21 protein-coding genes are annotated in these 20,563 nt (G+C 40.5%); 5 read left to right on the top strand and 16 right to left on the bottom strand.

What is annotated here, in order from left to right; all coding sequences use genetic code 11:
* Position 1: 1 nt before the first annotated feature.
* The 7 genes from dapF to ribD form a co-directional block, all read right to left on the bottom strand.
* Positions 2–985 carry a diaminopimelate epimerase gene (gene dapF / locus J7I93_RS23095; RefSeq protein ID WP_214728950.1) on the bottom strand — a complete coding sequence of 328 codons (984 nt, stop codon included), beginning with the start codon at positions 983–985 and terminating at the stop codon, positions 2–4.
* A gap of 306 nt (positions 986–1,291) precedes the next feature.
* The gene (locus J7I93_RS23100) at positions 1,292–2,536 is read right to left on the bottom strand and encodes an EAL and HDOD domain-containing protein (RefSeq protein ID WP_214728952.1); all 1,245 of its coding nucleotides are present in this window, start codon (positions 2,534–2,536) and stop codon (positions 1,292–1,294) included.
* Between the two features lie 264 nt (positions 2,537–2,800).
* A complete protein-coding gene (locus J7I93_RS23105) occupies positions 2,801–4,099 on the bottom strand; it encodes an NCS2 family permease (RefSeq protein ID WP_214728953.1) in 1,299 nt (432 codons plus the stop codon).
* 355 nt (positions 4,100–4,454) lie between these two features.
* Positions 4,455–4,925 (bottom strand): 6,7-dimethyl-8-ribityllumazine synthase, encoded by a 471-nt coding sequence (ribH, locus tag J7I93_RS23110; RefSeq protein ID WP_214728955.1) that lies wholly within the window; start codon positions 4,923–4,925, stop codon positions 4,455–4,457.
* 15 nt (positions 4,926–4,940) lie between these two features.
* Positions 4,941–6,134, bottom strand: coding sequence for a bifunctional 3,4-dihydroxy-2-butanone-4-phosphate synthase/GTP cyclohydrolase II (locus tag J7I93_RS23115; RefSeq protein ID WP_214728957.1), 1,194 nt, complete (start codon positions 6,132–6,134; stop codon positions 4,941–4,943).
* A gap of 30 nt (positions 6,135–6,164) precedes the next feature.
* The gene (gene ribE / locus J7I93_RS23120) at positions 6,165–6,818 is read right to left on the bottom strand and encodes a riboflavin synthase (protein ID WP_214728959.1); all 654 of its coding nucleotides are present in this window, start codon (positions 6,816–6,818) and stop codon (positions 6,165–6,167) included.
* Positions 6,818–7,897, bottom strand: a complete 1,080-nt coding sequence (gene ribD, locus J7I93_RS23125) for a bifunctional diaminohydroxyphosphoribosylaminopyrimidine deaminase/5-amino-6-(5-phosphoribosylamino)uracil reductase RibD (RefSeq protein ID WP_251025972.1) — start codon at positions 7,895–7,897, stop codon at positions 6,818–6,820. The genes ribE and ribD overlap by 1 nt, the downstream gene beginning before the upstream one ends.
* A gap of 603 nt (positions 7,898–8,500) precedes the next feature.
* On the opposite strand from ribD, the gene J7I93_RS23130 reads away from it, so the two are divergent.
* The gene (locus J7I93_RS23130) at positions 8,501–9,304 is read left to right on the top strand and encodes an EcsC family protein (protein WP_214728963.1); all 804 of its coding nucleotides are present in this window, start codon (positions 8,501–8,503) and stop codon (positions 9,302–9,304) included.
* Between the two features lie 42 nt (positions 9,305–9,346).
* Here the strand turns inward: J7I93_RS23130 and J7I93_RS23135 are convergent, their stop codons facing one another.
* From J7I93_RS23135 to J7I93_RS23175, 9 genes are all read right to left on the bottom strand, one after another.
* On the bottom strand, positions 9,347–9,922 hold the full coding sequence (locus J7I93_RS23135) for a TlpA disulfide reductase family protein (protein WP_214728965.1): 576 nt from the start codon (positions 9,920–9,922) through the stop codon (positions 9,347–9,349).
* Between the two features lie 99 nt (positions 9,923–10,021).
* A complete protein-coding gene (locus J7I93_RS23140) occupies positions 10,022–10,810 on the bottom strand; it encodes a hypothetical protein (RefSeq protein WP_214728967.1) in 789 nt (262 codons plus the stop codon).
* 307 nt (positions 10,811–11,117) lie between these two features.
* The gene (locus tag J7I93_RS23145) at positions 11,118–12,458 is read right to left on the bottom strand and encodes a S8 family peptidase (RefSeq protein WP_214728969.1); all 1,341 of its coding nucleotides are present in this window, start codon (positions 12,456–12,458) and stop codon (positions 11,118–11,120) included.
* Between the two features lie 279 nt (positions 12,459–12,737).
* Positions 12,738–13,583, bottom strand: coding sequence for a patatin-like phospholipase family protein (locus J7I93_RS23150; RefSeq protein WP_214728971.1), 846 nt, complete (start codon positions 13,581–13,583; stop codon positions 12,738–12,740).
* A gap of 89 nt (positions 13,584–13,672) precedes the next feature.
* The gene (locus J7I93_RS23155; RefSeq protein WP_214728973.1) at positions 13,673–14,449 is read right to left on the bottom strand and encodes an ABC transporter permease; all 777 of its coding nucleotides are present in this window, start codon (positions 14,447–14,449) and stop codon (positions 13,673–13,675) included.
* Positions 14,446–15,351, bottom strand: coding sequence for an ABC transporter ATP-binding protein (locus J7I93_RS23160; RefSeq protein ID WP_214728975.1), 906 nt, complete (start codon positions 15,349–15,351; stop codon positions 14,446–14,448). Before J7I93_RS23160 ends, J7I93_RS23155 begins: the two co-directional genes overlap by 4 nt.
* On the bottom strand, positions 15,351–15,551 hold the full coding sequence (locus J7I93_RS23165) for a PLDc N-terminal domain-containing protein (RefSeq protein WP_214728977.1): 201 nt from the start codon (positions 15,549–15,551) through the stop codon (positions 15,351–15,353). The genes J7I93_RS23160 and J7I93_RS23165 overlap by 1 nt, the downstream gene beginning before the upstream one ends.
* A gap of 336 nt (positions 15,552–15,887) precedes the next feature.
* The gene (locus tag J7I93_RS23170; RefSeq protein WP_214728979.1) at positions 15,888–16,106 is read right to left on the bottom strand and encodes a WYL domain-containing protein; all 219 of its coding nucleotides are present in this window, start codon (positions 16,104–16,106) and stop codon (positions 15,888–15,890) included.
* A gap of 14 nt (positions 16,107–16,120) precedes the next feature.
* The gene (locus tag J7I93_RS23175; protein WP_214728981.1) at positions 16,121–16,459 is read right to left on the bottom strand and encodes a DUF4870 domain-containing protein; all 339 of its coding nucleotides are present in this window, start codon (positions 16,457–16,459) and stop codon (positions 16,121–16,123) included.
* A gap of 314 nt (positions 16,460–16,773) precedes the next feature.
* Between J7I93_RS23175 and J7I93_RS23180 the strand changes: the two genes are divergently transcribed.
* The 4 genes from J7I93_RS23180 to J7I93_RS23195 all read left to right on the top strand — a co-directional run bounded on the left by J7I93_RS23180 (position 16,774) and on the right by J7I93_RS23195 (position 20,488).
* The gene (locus J7I93_RS23180) at positions 16,774–17,553 is read left to right on the top strand and encodes an undecaprenyl-diphosphate phosphatase (RefSeq protein WP_214729027.1); all 780 of its coding nucleotides are present in this window, start codon (positions 16,774–16,776) and stop codon (positions 17,551–17,553) included.
* 34 nt (positions 17,554–17,587) lie between these two features.
* Entirely contained in the window at positions 17,588–18,172 is a 585-nt protein-coding gene (uptA, locus tag J7I93_RS23185) for an undecaprenyl phosphate transporter UptA (protein ID WP_214728983.1), read from the top strand.
* Positions 18,173–18,491: 319 nt separating this feature from the next.
* Entirely contained in the window at positions 18,492–19,616 is a 1,125-nt protein-coding gene (locus J7I93_RS23190; RefSeq protein ID WP_214728985.1) for an amidohydrolase, read from the top strand.
* 311 nt (positions 19,617–19,927) lie between these two features.
* Positions 19,928–20,488: a GNAT family N-acetyltransferase gene (locus J7I93_RS23195; RefSeq protein ID WP_214728987.1), complete on the top strand. Its 561-nt coding sequence runs from the start codon at positions 19,928–19,930 to the stop codon at positions 20,486–20,488.
* Positions 20,489–20,563: the final 75 nt, after the last annotated feature.

Here is a 20,563-nt window from a genome sequence, read left to right on the forward strand (position 1 = left end):
CCTACATCCATTCCTTTAAAAATTGCTGCGCAAATTCCTGAAGCTTTGCATACTGTTTTATTTCATCTGCGAATTCCACTTTTGGCGAAAGAGTAAACTCTGCCGGGTTTTCCATATTCACATCCGCATCAGCGCGATATACGTAGCTGGCATTCCCGATTAAGTCGATATACTGCCTGCCATTTTTCTCATGAACGACACAGCGTACTTTCCCTCCGTTATTATAAACTTCAACGGGTTCCTCTATTTCATTAAGGCCATTCATGCACGTAACAAGAGTTGAAGCGGACATTGCCGTTCCGCAAGCATTGGTAAAGCCAACGCCCCGTTCAAATGTTCGGACATAAATATGGCCTTTTTTTAGCGGTTTGACAAAGCTGACATTTACTCCATCAGGAAAGAATTCATTCGGTCCGTTCAAATATTCGCTAATATTCTTTTGCAAATCGGAGGAAATATGCTCCGTATCAACTATTGAAACAAAATGAGGATTCGGTACTGCTAAAGCTGTAAAAGTTAATTCCTCAGAAATTTTGCTGAGTTTTTCATTGATTAGTGTTTCTTTTTCAAGATTAAGCGGCAGATCATCCAACTTAAAAGACACCGGCGAAATCTCTACCAGGTAGGTCGGAATATCTTCATAAATATCATCCTGCTTTTTCACCTGAAGATTCGCTTTCATCGTCTCAATGATCGCTTCTTTCAAACCAAGGAGCTCACATACATAACGGGCCACACAGCGCAGCCCATTTCCGCACATGGAAGCTTCAGAGCCGTCCGGATTGAACACTCTCATCCGTGCGTCTGCCTTTTCACTTTTCAATACAAAAAGAATACCATCAGCCCCAAGGTCAGTACTGCGGTCACAAAACGCCTTTGCCAGCTCGGCCCGCTGTCCTTCTGAAAAGTCATATGTGTTAGATATTTCATCTATAATAAAGAAATCATTTCCTGAACCGTGACATTTAATAAGGTCGATCTTCAAAATAAAACCTCCAAACCAATTCTGAATAACTTATAGTAAGATTGCCATAAAACCGTTCATTATTCAATAATAGTTTTCTATATTATATTAATAATATACTATTTGGAGAATATGATTCTCATGTTGCATCCAAGAAGGTGACTGTCATAAACACTGAGGTTTATACCTTTAGATTTTTTATCCTGAAAATTTAGGATTTGGAAGAAGGAAAAAAGTGCATATTCTAGAGATTGACTGCCTTCCGCTCCAATCAACAGACTTTTGTTATAAAAGAAGCCTGCAGAAAGTTCCCCTGCAGGCGTTCTATTATTGAAAAATATTTTCCGGGTTAAGTAATTTATTGGACCAATTCAATGACTCAGCATAAATTTTAAAAAGATCTTTTTCATCAATGTTCAGTTTCTTGCATTTTTCACTAATTGTGCTCCATTTAGCTTTTTCTAATGCTATCGCAAGGTCAAGGACCTCTTTTAGCATATTGTTTTTTCCGTTCAAAGCTTCGCAAATATCATCCTGCAGAGGAAGGTCTGCTAAAATTTGATTCATCGGAATGCTAAGCAGTGAATCCATTAATGAAAACATCCCTGTCATGAAATAGCTGGATGAAGGGTTTTTGCACGATCTTAACCTTTCAATCTCTTCGCACATTTTCGCTCGTGTCATGGATAATCTTATTGTTTCTTCTGCCATTTCAGACTTTTGGCTGGTCGATTCCCTTACAGCTAAAACATAGATCCATTTTTCCAGTTCAATAAGTCCTAGAAGAACAATTGCCTGACGGATTGAATTAATCTTTTGCTTTGGCCTGTATGCCGGTGAGTTTATTAATTTTAGCAGTTTATATGAAAGAGAAATATCTCTTTCAATTAGCTCTGTAATACGGTCAAGACTTGGTTCTGCGCTGGAAAGGCTTTGAATCATTTCATAATAAGAGTGAAAATAGGCAGGTACATCATGTGTAGACATGATAACAGGCTTGGAAAAGAAATAACCTTGAAAATAATCGTAGCCCTTTCTTCTTGCTTCTTCGTATTCTTCTCTTGTTTCTACCTTTTCGGCAACCATTTTAATATCCAGCTTTTTAACGAGCATTTCAATTTTTTCCCTTATATCCCTAGGAGTATGCAGGAAATCCACCTTGATAATGTCCGCATATTTTAGAAGCTCGCTTGCAAAAGGATTGCCTTCATTAAAAACGAAATCATCAAGAGCGATCTGATAGCCAAGCCCTTTAATGTCTTTGCATATGCCGATCAGCTCCTCGCTGGGCTCAACTGTTTCCAGTATTTCAACGACAATCTCCCGTGGCCTGAAATAGGTAGGCAGCCTGAATTTAAGCAATTTTTCGGTAAAATTTATAAAGCATGGCTTGCCGTCTGAAAGCTGGTCAATTCCAATGTTTAAAAAACTATTTATAATGACCTCCGCTGTTGCCTGATCTCCATTTATGTTAGGAAAAGCATTATCCTGATTGTTTCTGTAAAGAAGTTCATAGCCAAAAACCTCTTCTTTTACATTAAATATAGGCTGCCTCGCAACAAATACTTCCATCCTTATACCTCCGGGAACTAAACTACTGCCGTATTTTGTAATCTCATTCTATACAAACAACTTTTATAAGTCTGTCGAAACTTGTTGAAATAACAAAAATTTTTAAGTTTTCAAAAAAAACATTTCTTTTTTTACTGGTAAAATGCGCACATCATGTCATTTAGTGAATGATTGCATTGAAACAAGGATGATGAAAGAAAAGGAGAATTGCCAATAGCCTATATGAAAAAAAGGATACCCTTTTCCGGGCATCCTTTTACTATATTAACTTATGACATGAAAAACAAAGTTAAACAAGAACAGCGCAGCAATTACATATAACGCAACGGAGACTTCCTTTGCTCTTCCAATTGAAATCTTTAGTATCGGATAAAGAATAAACCCAATAGCGATTCCATCTGCGATACTGTATGTGAAAGGAATCATGGCGATGATAAAGATAGCCGGGAAACTTTCACTCATATCCTTTAAATCAAGGTTACGGATGTTTTGGAGCATTAAACCGCCAATAATTATTAAAATTGGCGAAATGGCACTATTTGGAATTAACTTTATGACCGGGATAAAGAATGCCGATAACAGAAACAGCAAACCTGTTGTTACGGTAGTCAGCCCAGTCCGCCCCCCTGCTGCCATGCTGGCTGCACTTTCAACAGTCGAAACAGTCGGGCTTGTTCCTAACATACCGGATAGCAAAGCTGAAACCGAGTTTGCCTGAAACGCGCGGGAAAACTGCTCGGGTCTTTTAATGAATCCTACATGCCCATGAACCAATCCGATATTTTCAAATACAAGAACCATAGTCAAAGAAAATACAGCAATCCAAAAAGTAATGGAAAGAATATTATCAAATGACATCGCTCCAAAGACTTCCATATAATCAGAAACTGAGAACGATTTTTCTTCTGTGCTTTGCACATTAATAAGACCAAAAGCCCATGCAATCAAAGTGCCTGCAACAACCGTAATCAAAAAGTTGCCAGGTACATTGCGCATAAATAATATGATTGCCAGCAAAAAGGTTAATATGGTTGCGAGCACCAGCGGATCTCCAAGTTCGCCAAGAGCAATAATGGAGTTTGTACCTTTTTCAACTATACCGCCTTTTTCAAGTCCGATCAGCATTAAGAAAAGACCCAATCCAACTGTGATCGCTTCTTTAAGTGATTGTGGAATGGATTCGCTTAATGTCTTTGCAAAACGTGAGAATGCTACGAAAACAAAGATAAGACCCGAAATGAAAACAACAGCCAATGCTTCCTGCCAGGAAAGACCCATGGATTGGACCATCGTATAGGAAAATAATGCATTTATCCCCATACCAGGTACAAGAAGGATCGGAACGTTGGCCCAGAAGCCCATTATCAGACAGCCGACAACTGATGTTAAAATGGTTGCCAGAATAGCGGCTTCCAATGGGATTCCTGCTTCTGAGAGAATTAGAGAGTTAACAGCAATAATATAGACAATCGTAAAAAAGCCTATTGCTCCAGCCATGACTTCTCTTTTTACAGTTGTTCCGTTTGAATTTAGCTGAAAAAGCTTGTTAAGCCACTTATTCATATATACTACCTATCTATTCAATTAGCCCTCTCCCTACCCGCTCTCCCCGATAAGCTGGCCTCTTCATGCTGAAGAGGAGCCTTAAAATCAGGTGAGCCACAAGACAGTATTTTAACAAAAAATATGGATCTTGCCAATAGAAAGGTCAGACGTCTATTCACAAAGTGAACTTTCCTCAGTCGAAATTTTCCCAAAGATAGTTAGCTGAAGCTAGCAGAAGACGGGCACTCAGACATCGCCTCAGGGAAAGCTGCGGCAGCGCTTCATCGCAAAATGAAACGCGACAGCTATATCTTTTACAACAGCTTTTCCCAAAATGAGCCTTCGTTTTTTTGCAGCAAGGGATTACTACCCATTAATCTGCAAGTTGTTTATACAAGTTGCCCATTTCAATAGCGCCAACAGCTGCTTCATATCCTTTATTTCCAGCTTTTGTGCCTGCACGCTCAATCGCCTGTTCAATGGTGTCGGTTGTTAGGACACCGAAGATTACAGGTACGCCGCTTTGCATAGCAGTTGATGCTACCCCTTTTGCCACTTCACCACTGACATAATCAAAGTGAGGAGTTGCTCCGCGGATAACAGTTCCAAGTGTAATAACGGCATCATATTTTCCTGATTCTGATAGCTTCTTGGCTGCAAGCGGGATTTCAAATGCTCCCGGAACCCATACAACTGTAACATCTTCTTCATTTACACCATGGCGCTTGAGCGCATCTTCTGCTCCGCTTAAAAGCTTGCCTGTAATAAATTCATTAAAACGAGAAACCACGATCGCCATTTTTAATCCTGTTCCTACTAAATGTCCTTCAATTACTTTTTTCATCTCTTCATCGCTCCCTTAAAATTGTAATAAATGTCCCAGCTTAGATTTTTTCGTTTTTAAGTAATTTTCATTTTCTGTTTTGGCAGGCATTTGCAGCGGTACACGTTCAACTACCTCTAGTCCATAGCCTCCCAAACCTGCTATTTTCCGCGGATTATTAGTTAAAAGCCGCATTTTCTTTACACCTAAATCTCTAAGAATTTGAGCTCCGACTCCATAATCACGGAGGTCATCCTTGAAGCCCAGCTTATGATTGGCTTCGACAGTATCATAGCCTTCTTCTTGAAGCTTATATGCCTTCATTTTATTAATCAGGCCGATGCCCCGGCCTTCCTGCCTCATATAAAGAAGAATCCCTTTTCCTTCTTTTTCAATCTGCATTAAGGCCGCTTCAAGTTGAGGTCCGCAGTCACAGCGGTTTGAACCGAACACATCACCAGTTAGGCATTCCGAATGAACCCTAAGCAAAACCGGTTCATACTCATCGATATCTCCCTTAACCAGAGCAACATGGTCTTTTCCATCAACAGTGTTTGTATAGCCTACAGCTCTAAAATCTCCAAACTCTGTCGGCAGCTGGATTTCCACCTCTTTTTTCACAATGGAATCATGCTTCAATCGATATTCTATCAATTGCTGAATAGTAATCATTTTCAACTCGAACTTTTCTGCCACCTTTTCCAGATCATCGACTCTGGCCATCGTTCCATCATCTTTCATGATTTCACAGATAATCCCGGCTGGCTTAGCACCAGCAAGACGGGCAAGGTCGACCGCAGCCTCAGTATGGCCGGCTCGCCTTAATACTCCGCCTTTTTTCGCTACTAATGGAAAGATATGTCCCGGGCGGGAAAAGTCAGAAGGAGCCGCATCTTCTTCTAGCATTTCTTTTATGGTAAAGGCCCGCTCAAACGCACTGATTCCTGTGGTGGTTTTAACATGGTCAATGCTAACAGTAAAAGCCGTTCCATGGCTGTCTGTATTCACTTCCACCATTGGATTCAATTCCAGCTTTTCAGCCAAATCCTCGGTTATGGGAGCGCAAATTAAACCTCTTCCTTCTTTGGCCATGAAGTTGATGGTATCAGGCTTTGCATATTCGGCGATAGCCAGAAAGTCACCTTCATTTTCCCTATCTTCATCGTCACAGACAATAATGACTTTTCCTGCTTTTAAATCTTCTATAGCATCTTTAATTTCACTGAACATATCACTGTCCCCTCCTTCTGCTGCAATAATTTATAAGAAGCCATTTTCCTGCAAAAATTGCTCTGATATTCCTTTTTTTGGCGCGGCTTGTTCCTGCTGTTTATTCATAAAGGAATACAGGTATTTGGCAAGCATATCAAACTCAAGATTGACCACATCTCCCACGCTTTTGAAGCCTAGAACCGTCTCACTGGCCGTATGCGGGATGATTGATACCGTAACTGTATTCTCCTCAGTGCCAAAGACAGTCAGGGAAATGCCATCCACAGCAATAGACCCTTTCATGATAAGCAAGTGGCTCAATGCAGCAGGTACAGAAATCTGTATATAGATAGCATTTTCACTCGCTGATTTTTTTAGTATCTTGCCGGTACCATCTACATGGCCCGTCACAAAATGACCGCCAAATCGTCCATTGGCTGACATCGCCCGCTCCAAGTTAACTTTTGTGCGTTCTTTTATGGCTGATAGTGAAGTGCTTTTGAATGTCTCGGGCATTACATCAGCTGAAAATCCGTCATTTGTATATTCAGTTACTGTAAGGCACACGCCATTAACCGATATACTGTCCCCAAGGTGAAGATCGGATAAAATTTTGGAGGCATGAATGGTGAGTTTCATTGCTTTTCCCTGTTGAACTACTTTTTTAACTGTGCCAAGCTCTTCGATAATTCCTGTAAACATTAATCATTCGCCTCCTTTAGAGGTTTCGCCGTAATTTTAAGATCACCGCCTAGCCTTTCAACTTTTGCAAATTCAAGGACAGGTGCGTCCTTTACAAAGTCTGCACCGCTCCCCCCGACAAAAGGGATTGCTTCCTTTCCACCAATTATTTTGGGAGCCATATAAAGAATAATTTGCTGAAAGAAATTGCTCTTTATAAACGAATAGTGAACTTCTGATCCACCCTCAACAAATAGTGCCATTATGTTCCTTTCACCCAAATCTTTTAACACATCTTTAATAGGAACATTTTTGGAAGGAAACGAGAAAATCTCCACACCAAACTTGTTGATAGCTTCTGCTTTTGATTCATCTATTTCCGAGCCTGTATAAATGATCGTTTTAACAGTCTGGTCTGTGACGACATTGGCATCAGCCGGTATTCTTAAATTTGTATCTAATATAATTCGAATGGGATTTTTTCCGCCTCGGGGCAGCCTGGCGGTTAGAAGAGGATTATCGTGAATGATGGTATTTACACCTGTCAATATTGCGTCATGTTCATGCCGTAGCCGGTGGACATCCTGCCTGGATTCTGGAGAGGTAATCCATTTGCTGTCACCTGTTTTTGCAGCCGTTTTTCCATCAAATGATGACGCTGCTTTAATCGTTACGTATGGTGTCTTTGTTTTTATAAAATGAAAAAATGGTTCATTAAGAGCGTCTGCTTCTTGTTGTAAAAGACCGGTAACAACTTCTATGCCAGCCTCTTGCATCCTGGCGATCCCTTTACCCGCCACAAGCGGATTTGGATCAACAGAAGCGATAAATACCTTTTTAATGCCTGAGTTAATAATTAAATCAGCACACGGCGGTGTTCTTCCAAAATGGCTGCACGGCTCAAGCGTAACATAAATATCAGCTCCTCTGGCCTTTTCACCAGCTGCCGCAATGGCATGAACTTCGGCGTGGGGGGTACCTGCTTTCAAATGAGTGCCCATCCCTAAAATTTCACCATTTTTAACCACCACAGCTCCTACTTGGGGATTCGGGCTTGTTTGCCCTTTCGTAGCAGATGCTAAGCTTATTGCCAACTTCATATAATCAATATCGTGCACTTTATTTTCAGCCTCCTTCCTTTATTATTTCTCCAGTAATGCAATTTAAGTATTAAAAACGGCAAAACCCCGTACACCATCAAAGGAGATACGGGGCAAAAATTTCATGACTAAATAAGCGTCGAAATCATACTATTTTAAACGCAAACTTCTAATCATTCCTTCTCCCATCCAGACTTTAACTGTCGGCTTTGGAGTTTCACCAAATCCACCGTTTTCATTAGAAAAGCGCAAGCGCCTCGCTCACCCCTGACATGCACAAGTCGAGCCTCACGGAAAGGCGTTCTTTGCCTTTTGAGAGGATTGGCTTGTGACCTCGAGGGGGTAGGCGCCGGAGCTAGACAGTAATCGAATCTCAATGCTTAAACTTACTGTCTAATAACAAAACCGGGTCACGGACTAAGAGGGCGTACCCTCATCACCGCCGGTTGGGAATTTCACCCTGCCCCGAAGGAAATCCTATTCTATTATAAGAATCTTATCACGATTTATCGGAATATACAAAGAGAAATGGCTCAATAAATTGAAACTTTTGTGGCCATTGTACGTATGATTGTTATCAAGTAATTGAAAGGGCGTAAATAGATGATAGAAACGAGAGAGCATTTAAGAATCGAGTTAAAAAAATGCGAAGACTGGGAAAAAAGCCAGGGGGACTTATGGTTTTGGGAAAAGCTTGGGCGGCTTCCTTTCAAACTCATTGACAGATTTACACCTGAATTCATTCAAAAGAAAGTTGGAGTAATTATTGATGAACTAGGCACATACATCCAATCAGGAGGCAGGTATCTTAGCTCAGTATCCTCCTTGAAAAATTATTATCCAGATCAAAATATTCATACGTTAAAGGATGTCGAAAGCCTGCCGATTGCCAGAATGGATGAAGCTGCTGCCAGGCTGTCTTCCAACCGGAAAAGAGCTGCAGCATTTCAAGGGGCAAGTACAGGGATCGGAGGCATTTTCACTCTAACGCTTGATATTCCCCTCCTGCTCGGCATCCAGCTTAAAACCCTGCAGGACATTGCGATCTGTTATGGTTTCGATCCTGCTGATAAAAATGAAAGAATGTTCATCGTTAAAATATTACAATTTATATCCTCTGATATAGTTGGCAAGAAGGCCATTTTGCAACAGCTCTCCTTGTTTGGCTCTAATGCAGATGAACCTAAAAGAGAGGTTGTTTCTGAGCTTCAGGGATGGAGAGAGGTTGTATTTTCCTATCGTGACCAAATTGGCTGGAAAAAGCTTTTTCAAATGGTCCCGATTGCCGGGCTTCTATTTGGAGCTTTCATAAACCGCTCTGCAGTAAACGATATTGCTGAAGCTGGAATGCTGCTCTACCGTAAAAGAGCCATTCTTCATCGCCTAGAACAGGAGAATCCTGAATAAAAAGCCGGAAAGCTGTTCGCAGCTCTCCGGCTTTTCCAACTGTTATGGAAGTTTCGTGATTTCCTTTTCCATATATTCCTCATTTAATGCTCCAAGAACCTTTCCTCTAATGACCCCGTCCGAATCGATAAAGTAGCTTGTAGGGTATGCAAGCACTTCGTAATCAGCACCGACAACCCCTTTTTCATCCATTGGTATGGTGAATGTTAGTCCAAGTTCTTCAACAAACTTTTCTGCGTCACCGCTGTTTTTCTCTGTATTGGTCAAATTAACTGCAACAATATCAAAATTGTCATCTTTATATTTCTTATATAACTTTTCCATATGAGGCATTTCTGCACGGCATGGCGGGCACCAGCTTGCCCAAAAGTTCAATAGTACCGCTTTGCCCCTGAAATCGCTTAGCTTTACCTGGTTGCCTTCCATATCTGTCAGATCAAAATCTGGAGCAAGATTTCCTTTCTCCAATCCAACAGGCAGCTCTTTTGGATTCTCTATTTTTTTATACTTTTGCATTTGTTCAGCTTGTTCTACTACCCCTTTATCCTTAAGAATTGTTTTATCAACAATGAACAGCAATAGGACAATTACTGCCGCTCCCAGCAAAAACTTTTTCATCTGGACACCTCTATATCGATTACTATTTTTTCCCGTGCGTTAGCTAAATCCATCATACTATACGGGGAATAGGGAATCCACCTTTCTGCACTTGGCCTTTTAATGATTCTGATAATGAAAAATACAAGCAAAAATGGCGTAAATCCTGATTTTTTCTTCTGCAGCGACACCTTCTTCAAAGGTAAGCACTGGTGTATTGGGATCCTTAAAACGCTGGCCCCATTCGAGTGGCATCCAGCCTTTGCGGAAGCGGGCAATTCTATTGGAGTCCTCTTTGTAAACTTGCAAATCAGTATGGAAGAACGGTTTAGGAATATAGTATTTTACGCTGCTATGTATATATATTAAATTTGATCCTTCTTTTTTTAAAAATATCGTTTCCTTTGCTGAACCTTTGCAATCTAATATTTCAACTCTGTTTCTCTTAATTATAATCATGGCTACGAGAGTGTCATCATCATTAAAGATGCCCAGCTTTTTAGAAAAAAAACGATCGAAAAGATAGGGCAAGAACCATCTGATCTTCCAAAAATTCATATCCCTGATTTCTCCACATCGCCTTCCTTCTGAGTTAAAGATGACCATTCTAAGGGAGGGCGCCGGCATAAAAGCAATCAAGGTAATAGACTGCGAAAGCAGTGGCTGTGCATAATGGCCGCTGCTGAGTATACTTCTTTCCACTACCTCCTCCGCTCTTTGCTTATTCAGTAAATAGGTTTGATAGCAGAAAAAACTATAAATGATAAAAGGAGTCACGATCAGAAACAAATTGGTGCGGGGAACGGCAATAATTGCATATATTAAGAAAAATGAAGGAGGAACAAGTGCTGCCAGACTGCCATTCAAAGAAATGTCAGCTGTTTTTCGATAATATTGCTGGATATTCATTGTTAAGTCTCCCTGCTTTATATGATTCTTCTATATTCTATTAATAGATTCCCGTAAAAATGAATTTTGGAAGGATTTTGTGCAGAAAATGTTTGGGGATATTGCTAAATCACATTTGTTCTTGAAAAACAGAAGTTTATTCGCAGATTCTCCAGTTTTATTCGTATAATTTTAGAGTTTATTCGCCAGATTTACTATTTGTTCGCCAGCTTCATCAGTTTATTCGTAAAGTTTACAGTTCTACCTATTTTTGGATGATCTTTAAAGCAAAAAAAGCTGGCAGATTCTCTCCACCAGCTTTTTTAAACTATTTTTTTAATGCATTAACGGCGTTAATTAGTCCATGGCCAGATTTCGCATCATATCCTGGCTCGAAAATATCTTCGGAAGAAGACTGAATAATTTGTTTTACCTGTGCAGGCGTAATTTGATCTTTGCCATGCTTGGCAATAATCACTCCAGCTAATGCTGCTACTTTCGGAGCAGCCATGGAAGTTCCGCCTTTATAGCCGTACCCCCCCGGAACAGTAGCTAAGGCAAGATACGATGCATCTCTTCCAGCTCCAGTCGCAGGATCATAGTTCGGTCCTAAGTCTCCGCCCGGTGCCATTATATCAATTTTACCTACACCATAGTTTGAATAGAATGCAAGATTTTTTAGAGCTCCGCCCGCAGACACCCTAATCATCAGCTGGCTGCTGGGGCTCCTGTGTGTTGCACCCGTATCATTTCCAGAAAGCTGTCCTGGGCTCTTTAAATCAACAGCATTGTTTCCTGCAGAACCAACTACTGTTACACCTTTTTGGATGGCATATTTGATTGCTCTGTTGAACATTTGTACATCCGCAACTGTTTCACTTGTCGCATAATCAGGGTTTTGGAACCAGTCATAGCCGCCAAGGGACATGTTCACAACATCGACCTTATCATCTGCAGCCGTCATTAATGCTTCTGCAATATGGGAAGTCGCTGCTCCGCCAGTAGGTCCGAATACACGGTAGGCTGCCACTTTCAGATCAGGCCCCACACCCATTGTTCTGCCTTTCGCAGCAATCGAACCGGCAACATGCGTACCATGGCTATTTTCATCCATTGCATCAGGATAGCCAGGAACAAAAGACTTTCCGTATATGTAATTATCTTTTAAATCAGGATGGGTATAGTCAATACCAGTATCAATAACACCCACTACGATATCTTCTCCAGATGCCGTTTTTCCGGTTCCTCCAGGAAGATCCCATGACTTGCCATTGTTTGTAACCTGTTTAATATCCCATTGGAGTTCGTTATATAAATCTGCACTTTCCAATGGAAGATCTGCTTCTGCCGCAGGTCCTTCCGGATAAATGACATTTTCAGCTCCAGCAGCTGATACCAGTGAAGACTTCTTCACTTCATTCAAGAAGTTAGGATTGGTGGATATAACTTCAACAGCTCCTAATTTATCAAGCTTATTATCTACTTGACCGCCAGCCTTCTTCACTAAATCTGAATAGCCTGCAGGAAGCTTTGATTCATCCTTGAAGACCACCAGATATTTTTTCTCAATAGATTGTGCTTGTCCAATGCTGGATGCACCAGCAAACACCGTCGATGCACACAAAGCCAAACTTAATGCGCCGGCAAAGACACTCTTTTTCATATTCATTATTTAGACCCCCTTATGATTCCTAATCTTCATTATATTTAAAATTTTGACGCTCGCAATCTTCGTGTTTCGACACGAACCTTCTGGATTCTGCAGCTTCACCCTGCTAATAATATAGATAAATTGAAAATTATACCATTTTATTCAAAAACCATGGATACTTTAACCTAATTAGGCGGACACTTTTTCTGGAGAACCGTTTCACCCTTTGTCGAAAATACAATTCTATCTTCCTAGTATTAAATAATTTAAAAACCGCACCTTAATGGCTGCGGTTTGTTAAAATTGCTTAATTTTCTCCAAATATTTCCTGGCATCTTCATACCCTTGCAGATAAAGCTTTTCTAATTTTTGCGGATTTCGTTCCATTCGCCCAACCGCCAGCGGTTGCTGCGGCTGGATGACTAGGACAGTGCCATTCTTTTCTTCCTGCTCAAGATAACGAAGTGTTTCGTTATAAATTTGATAACGGTCTGATAGAGCGTTTTGTAGTCCTGTATATTCCGGGTACTTTCTTTTAACAAGAAACTCGAATTTGGAAGGTTTTTTTGTGTACCCCCTGTTTCTTGTCAATATGACTATATTTTTTTTGAACCCATCCTGCTGGGCTTTCTTGATTGGGATTGGATCGCTGATTCCTCCATCAAGCAGTATGCGATCCTGAAAGTTTACTTCCGTTGCAATAAATGGCAAAGAACTGGATGCTTTTAAAATTTTCAGCATGTCTTTTCCATAGTCTTCTTTCCTAAAATACACCGGTTCACCCGTATGGCAGTCTGTTGCTCCAATCACAAACTCAGACTGATTTTTATAAAACTCATCATAGTGATAGGGTACGAGCTTATTAGGGATTTCATCAAAAATAAAATCCATGCCGAAAAACTGCCTTGATTTAAAGTAGTTCCGCCATGAAATATAGCGAGGGTCTTTTATATATTCAACATTCACAATTTTATTTCGGCCCTTTTGTTTGGACAAGTAAGAAGCGGCATTGCACGCACCTGCTGATACGCCAATGACATATGGGAAAAAGAGCTCCTGCTCCAGGAAATATTCGAGAACACCAGCTGTATAGACTCCCCGCATTCCTCCCCCTTCAAGAACCAGGCCCGTTTCACTGATCAATGGTAATCTTCCTTTCATATTTTATAAAACTATACTATCAAAATAATTTACTCCATTATACAAATTTGCCCAATAGAAGAGAACCTGCCTCAGGCAAGTTCTCTTTTCCGGAAGATTGCTATAGAGGCAAAAAGGGACAGAATGATCATGAATAAGGAGATAAGAATGGTCGGCATCAATTCCTCCGGAAAACCGCTGCCCATTATAAAACTATTTGTATAAGCAGATAGCAAAGCAGGACTCCAGTCAAGCAAATGTGATAGTGAGCTGCTTACCAGGCTTAATAGGAGGGTGATGCCCATAGTGATAAAACCAACAGCACCAGGCGATTGTAAAAAGCTATTGAAAAAAATTGTAATCGTTAAAACAAATGTCAGCCAAATTCCATAAACAAAAAAGGATTGTATAAAATCAGTGAAAGAAATAAACTCAAATAGGATTCCTACATAATACCAGGAGAGAAAATAGCTGCAAAAATAGGAGAACCATATGAGCAGCATAACACCAGCCCACTTTGCTGTTACAAAACGGGCATAAGAGACCGGCTTAACTAATATAATTCCTGCTACACCGCTTTTCCTTTCTCCGGCTATTACCCCCATTGTAATTAAAACAATAATTAGTACACCGAATGTATTATACTGGCTAAGGCTTGCCGCGAGGGCTTCACCTGCAGACGGAACAGGGAGTTCTATGACAGCCCCCTCCGGCAGCCCGCCCAGCGAATCAATAATCTGCGGCATATAAAATAATGTCAGCGGCTCTTTTACAGCAATTAAAATAAAAGTAAGAGGTACCCAAATCCATTTATAATTCCGGACCATTTCGAGAAGCTCTTTCTTATATAATGTCAGCCATTGCTTCATTTTTGTACCACCTTCATAAATACATCTTCAAGACTTGTTCTGCTAATCTCAAACTTAATTAAAGGCAAGTTTCGGCTGGTAATCTCTGTTAAGAATAACTTTTTTGCCCCTTCTACATCCTCAACGAACAAGCTGGCCTTTTCACCATTTATTTTTAAAGAGGTAACTGGATAAAGAGCTGATAATTCTTCTGCATATCGAGAAGTGTTTTCTTTAAAAACCAAGTCAATTTTGGCCTGCTGATGTTTATCTTTCAATTGAGACATGGTTCCTGCTTCAACCAGTTTACCATTATGGAGAAATAATATTTCATCACAAACCTCTTCAGCATCATTCAATATATGGGTTGAGAATAGAATGGTTGTTTCTTTTTTTAGCTGTTCCATAAGCTCAAGCACTTCCCTGCGTCCAAATGGATCAAGTGCAGAAACAGGTTCATCAAGCATTACTAGTTTTGGCCGGTGGATAATGGCCTGTGCAATACCCAGCCGCTGCTTCATGCCCCCTGAATACTTTCCGATACGACGATTTTTTGCCTCAGCGATACCGACAAGCTCAAGAAGCCCCTGCGCTCTTCCTTTAGCTTCTTTATTGGAAAGCCCCGCAAGCTTACCCGTATATTCAAGAAATTCCCTGCCTGTCATCCAGTCATAAAAAACAGGATACTGGGGAAGATAGCCTATTAAACTTCGAAAATCCCCTTTTTCTGCTCCCTCGAAAACAATCGTTCCGGAGTCAGGCTTCATCAGGCCCGAGAGCATTTTCAAAGTTGTTGTCTTCCCAGCTCCGTTAGCACCAAGAAGTGCTACACACTTACCTTCTGTTAATTCGAAGTTCAGCCCCTTAATCACTTCCTGTTCCTGAAACCTTTTCATTAGTCCATTAATGCTTACGACAGGCATCAGTAACTTCTCCTTCCAAAAATGAAATAAATAATCGGGCCAAGCAGATTAATAAACAGAATGATTAAAGCCCATACCCATTTTGGGCCATTTGCTTTTTCTATTCTTACTAAATCAATAATGGCAACAACCATAAAAATAAGCTGTATTATTATAAAAGGAGCAAGAATTGCCCAGTTAAAGCCTTCTATTATTTCCAATTTAATTTCCTCCCTCACTCGCTTTTGTCATCCATATGACGTGCAGATCGAGAAATCGTTCACTGGAAAATAAAATTTATTAAATGGGCTCTGCTAAATTTGGCTGTTAATTTCCGTTCCAGGCACTCCCTTTCCGCGGGCGGTCCGACGCTCCATATGCACTAAGCCTGCGGTGATTCCTTTTGCTTTCCTTTTCGCGCTTAGCTTTGGAAGAGCCCCGAGTCTTCCGCTCGAATCAACATGTGCTAATATCAACAAGGAACTTTTACATTGCTAAATAAAAAAACACTCCTATGAGTAGAGTGTTTATGAAAAATTAAAATTTCAAAAACTGGGTCAATCTCCCGCGTTTTCGTACACTTTCATCATTTGGCGGATTTCATTTACTACTTCTTCAACAAGGGCAGGCGGAGAAAGAACCTTGGCCTTATTACCCCAATTCAGCAGCCATTTTACCAAACCTTCACTTACGATTGCCTTGGCTGTTAAAATAAAATGCTCGTCGTCCAGTTTGCGTATATTATCTATTAAAAAAAGCCCTGCGGCAACGGCCATGGGCTCTTCCTCGATTACTTCAAGATTCTGAAAACCAGGGGTATTCTGTATTCCTTTCCTTCATATGCTTTGACTGCAGCCACAATCGTGAAAATAAAGGCCATAATCCCAACAATCCAAATAGTAATGACACCGATTAAGATAATCATTAAAACGACACTGATTGCACTATAAATTGTATAAGAAATCAGGAAGTTTAAGTATTCCTTTCCATGATAATCAACAAACTCGGAGTCATTTTTCTTCAAAAGCCAGATAATAAGCGGTCCGATAAAAGTGGTAAAAAAACTGGTTACATAGATGGCAGCTGCTAAAAGCCTTTCATCATTGGAAGGCATTTTTAATTCGTTCATTCTGCTTCCTCCTAAAACTTCACTTTAATAAAATTAAATTGATAATTCCTGCTTCTATATTATTTACGTTATTCATTCAAAAAGGTTTCATGAAATTTAAATTTTTGGCTCTGTTAATTCTGACCGTTGATGTTCGTTAGAGGATTAAAATCAGCAATGAAGCCTAATTTTTAAACTTTATTTCCTGAACCGCAAAAGCCTGATTTTTTCAGTTCTTGATTGGGACAACTTGAATACACATGAAAGAGACAGGCATTTTTGCTGTTCTTTTGCCTAATTTTGTTATCCATTCGTTTAGGAAGGTGATATAGATGATGTCAAAGCTTGAAGCTTTTATTCTTGGGATCATCCAGGGACTTACGGAATTTTTGCCTATTTCCAGTACAGGCCACTTGTACTTGGGGAGGCATCTTTTCGGTCTTGACGAAGCTGGCCTGTTCCTGGATACCATGCTTCATATCGGAACACTGCTGGCAGTCCTCGTCGTTTACAAAAATGAATTGTTCCAAATTTTAAAGAATCCGTTTGGCAAGTTGTCCATGCTGCTTGTAATCGGCACAATTCCGGCAGTAATCGTTGGTTTATTGCTTAGTGACCTGTTCGATTCCATTTCAAAATCAGGAATTACCATCGGGTGGGAATTTTTATTTACCGGGTTCATTCTTTGGATGGCTGACGGCATAAAAAAAGGTGCCAAAAAGATGGATAGCATCAGCTACGGGGACGCCCTTTTCATCGGCACTTTCCAAGCAGCGGCTATTTTTCCAGCAGTATCCAGGTCTGGGCTAACCATTGCAGCTGGCCTCTTTCGGAAATTGGACAGGGAAACAGCCGCCTATTTTTCCTTTCTGCTTTCCATTCCTGCCATCGCAGGCGGTATTGTTCTCCAATTTGGCGAATTAATGTCAGGTCATACAGAAGCGGTAACCCTTGGCAGTATGCTTATGGCAACCTTGTCATCTACCATCTTTGGCTATATGGCCGTCGTTTGGATGATCAACTTTTTAAAAAGAAAATCGTTGAAAGTGTTTGCTGTTTATGTTTGGATACTTGGGTTTACTGTATTAGTCCTGCAGATGACCGGGATATTTTAATTTTGCATTAAAATCCTGCTGGGGAGGTTTTCGTTTGAAAGATTTGATTAGCGTTATTTTTGAAGTGCTTTCCCAGCTTGGGTATGCTGGAATTGCACTTGGCTTAATGGTTGAGGTTATCCCAAGTGAAATAGTCCTAAGCTATGGCGGTTTCTTAGTCAGCGCGGGCGACATTCACTTTGCTGGAGCCCTGCTTGCCGGCATTGCAGGAGGAACCTTGGCCCAATTGTTTTTATATTGGCTTGGCGCATATGGAGGAAGACCCGTTCTTGATAAGTATGGGAAGTATTTATTGATCAAGAAGAGCCATTTGGATGCCTCCGAAAAATGGTTTGAAAAATACGGGACAGGAGTTATCTTTACAGCCAGATTTATCCCCGTAGTCCGCCATGCCATTTCCATCCCTGCCGGCATTGCCAAAATGCCCCTTTCCGTTTTCACAGTCTATACTATAGCGGCAATGGTGCCATGGACTGTTCTGTTTTTATTGTTGGGAATGGAACTTGGAGATCATTGGAGAGATATTAAGGAGTATGCCAAGCCCTTTATTATACCGATTGTAATCTTCGCCTTCTCTTCGGGTTTGCTTTATTTTCTATATAAAAAATGGAAAGAATGATGGCCTTTTATATATTTACCGTTAAAAGAAAATGAAAGAATGTTCAATTTAAGAAAGAGTGTGGAATGAGCTGATTTCACGCTCTTTTATAGTTGGAGAAGCATTTATCTTTAACTTCAGCTGAAAAGTATCAATTGACTATATATTTTCAACGATAGCAAAATATCGTCCCCCTTTTAAATACATCATCAACTTATCCTGGCCCTGCATAAATTACAAGGTGCTTGCTGAAAGCGCTCTTTTTTTAAAATTCCTGTTCCCCTTTTCGTTCCGTTTTTGTAAAATATAAAAAATACTACAGGACTAAAGGACGAAAACTATGACAAAAACCTTATTAAAAAATGCACAAATTTACCCGGTCACTTCAGCTTCTTTTCACGGTGACGTTTTGATCGAGAATGGGAAAATCTTAAAGCTCGGTAAAAACCTTAAAACTGATTCTAATGTAAAAATTATTGATTGCAACCACCTTCATCTTCTCCCAGGTTTCATAGATGTTCATACACACCTTGGTCTTTATGATGAAGGAACGGGGTGGGCCGGCAACGATGCCAACGAAACAATTGAGCCGCTTAGCCCGCATATCAGGGCAATGGATGGAGTGTATCCCTTGGACCCTGCTTTCTCGGATGCGGTGAAGTACGGAATAACAACAGCCCATATTATGCCCGGCAGCGCCAACGTTATTGGCGGTACAACTTCTGTTATTAAAACTTCCGGAAAGAATATTCAAAAGATGCTCATTCAGGAAACGGCAGGACTTAAGATTGCACTTGGAGAAAACCCCAAGCGGATTCACAGTCAAGGAAACAAAGACTCCATCACAAGAATGGGGATTATGGGGATGCTTAGGGAAGCTTTTTATGAGGCGATTCATTGTGATAACCCGGAATCTTTGAGATTTGCTCCTCTTGTTAAAGCTTTAAAAAGGGAGATTCCAGTCCGAATACACGCCCATAGAGCTGATGATATTATTTCTGCCATCCGTTTTGCTGAAGAATTTAACCTCGATCTTCGTATCGAACATTGTACGGAAGGCCATTTAATTGCAGAGGAACTAGAAGGGCTAAATTTAAAAGTATCTGTCGGGCCCACGCTGACAAGGCGATCAAAAGTTGAGCTGAAAAACAAAACCTGGAAAACCTATCAGCAGCTGACCGAGCATGGAGTGGAAGTCTCTATAACAACAGATCACCCTTACACACCTGTACAATATTTAAATATGTGTGCGGCCATTGCTGTCCGGGAGGGGCTATCAGAGCAAAAAGCCTTGGAAGGGATTACAATTCTGCCGGCAAGAAATTTGCGGATTGATAACCAGTTAGGCAGCATAGAAGAAGGAAAAGATGCTGATTTGGTTCTATGGAGCCACCATCCATTCCATTTTTCAGCAAAGCCAAAGTGGACGATCATAGAAGGAAATATTGCTTACAAAGAGTCGTGAATCTGTCGAAAATTGCTGGTGTTATTTGACAGAAAACCGCAAAAAAAATAATCGAAAAACCTATTTCCTTTTTGAATTTTTTTTAGTATTATACCTTAAGTGAAGTGAAAATTTTGCTTCTAAACGACAGACAATCAAATATCGGAAACGATAGTTATAGGGAAGGCAAATGGTGCGCCACCAGGTTATCTGGTTCTAGTGGGTTCGATTCCCACCCCGAAATTTTTTGCAACATTATAAAAAATTTCGAGGGTGGACCGAAGGCTCTATTTGGCATGGAGTAGGACTGCCCTCAATTGGAGGGATAACCTATGCTCAAGAAACGTGAACTTCACGACTGCCATGCTTTGTATGATTTAATGACGCACCCTGATGTCTTCCCTTTTGTTCGCCAAAAAGCCGATTCCCAAGATGAATTTATGTTTATAACCAAGCAGACAGTCGAAGCAGAAGAACGCGGTGAATTGATTTCACGCACTATTCTTGATGAATGGGGCACTCCGATTGGAACGATTAATTTATTCGATATCCAGGATAATGCTGGATTCTTAGGCACATGGTTAGGAAAGCCCTACCATGGAAAAGGCTACAATAAATTAGCCAAGGATGCATTCTTTGAAGAACTCTTTTATGAAACAGGCATTGAAACCATTTTCATGAGAATTCGAAAAGAAAATATTCGCTCGCAAAAAGCGGCAGAAAAGCTTCCTTATGTCATCCTTGCAAATGAAACAAGAAAGTCTGTTTATGATCAGCTAAATGCGGCTGGAGATATTTACAATTTATACGAAATTCCAAAGGACTTATATACGCTGCATGTTATGCGGCAAGGAGTTGCAGCCCAAGAATCGTCCCAATTACTGGAGGCTTAGCAGAAGTAAAAGCACTGGCTCTTTTAAGCCAGTGCTTTTACTATGTTGTCTCGGTTAGAGCTCATTGATAACATT

The organism is Bacillus sp. ISL-47, assembly GCF_018613175.1.
Lineage (GTDB): Bacteria > Bacillota > Bacilli > Bacillales > Cytobacillaceae > Cytobacillus.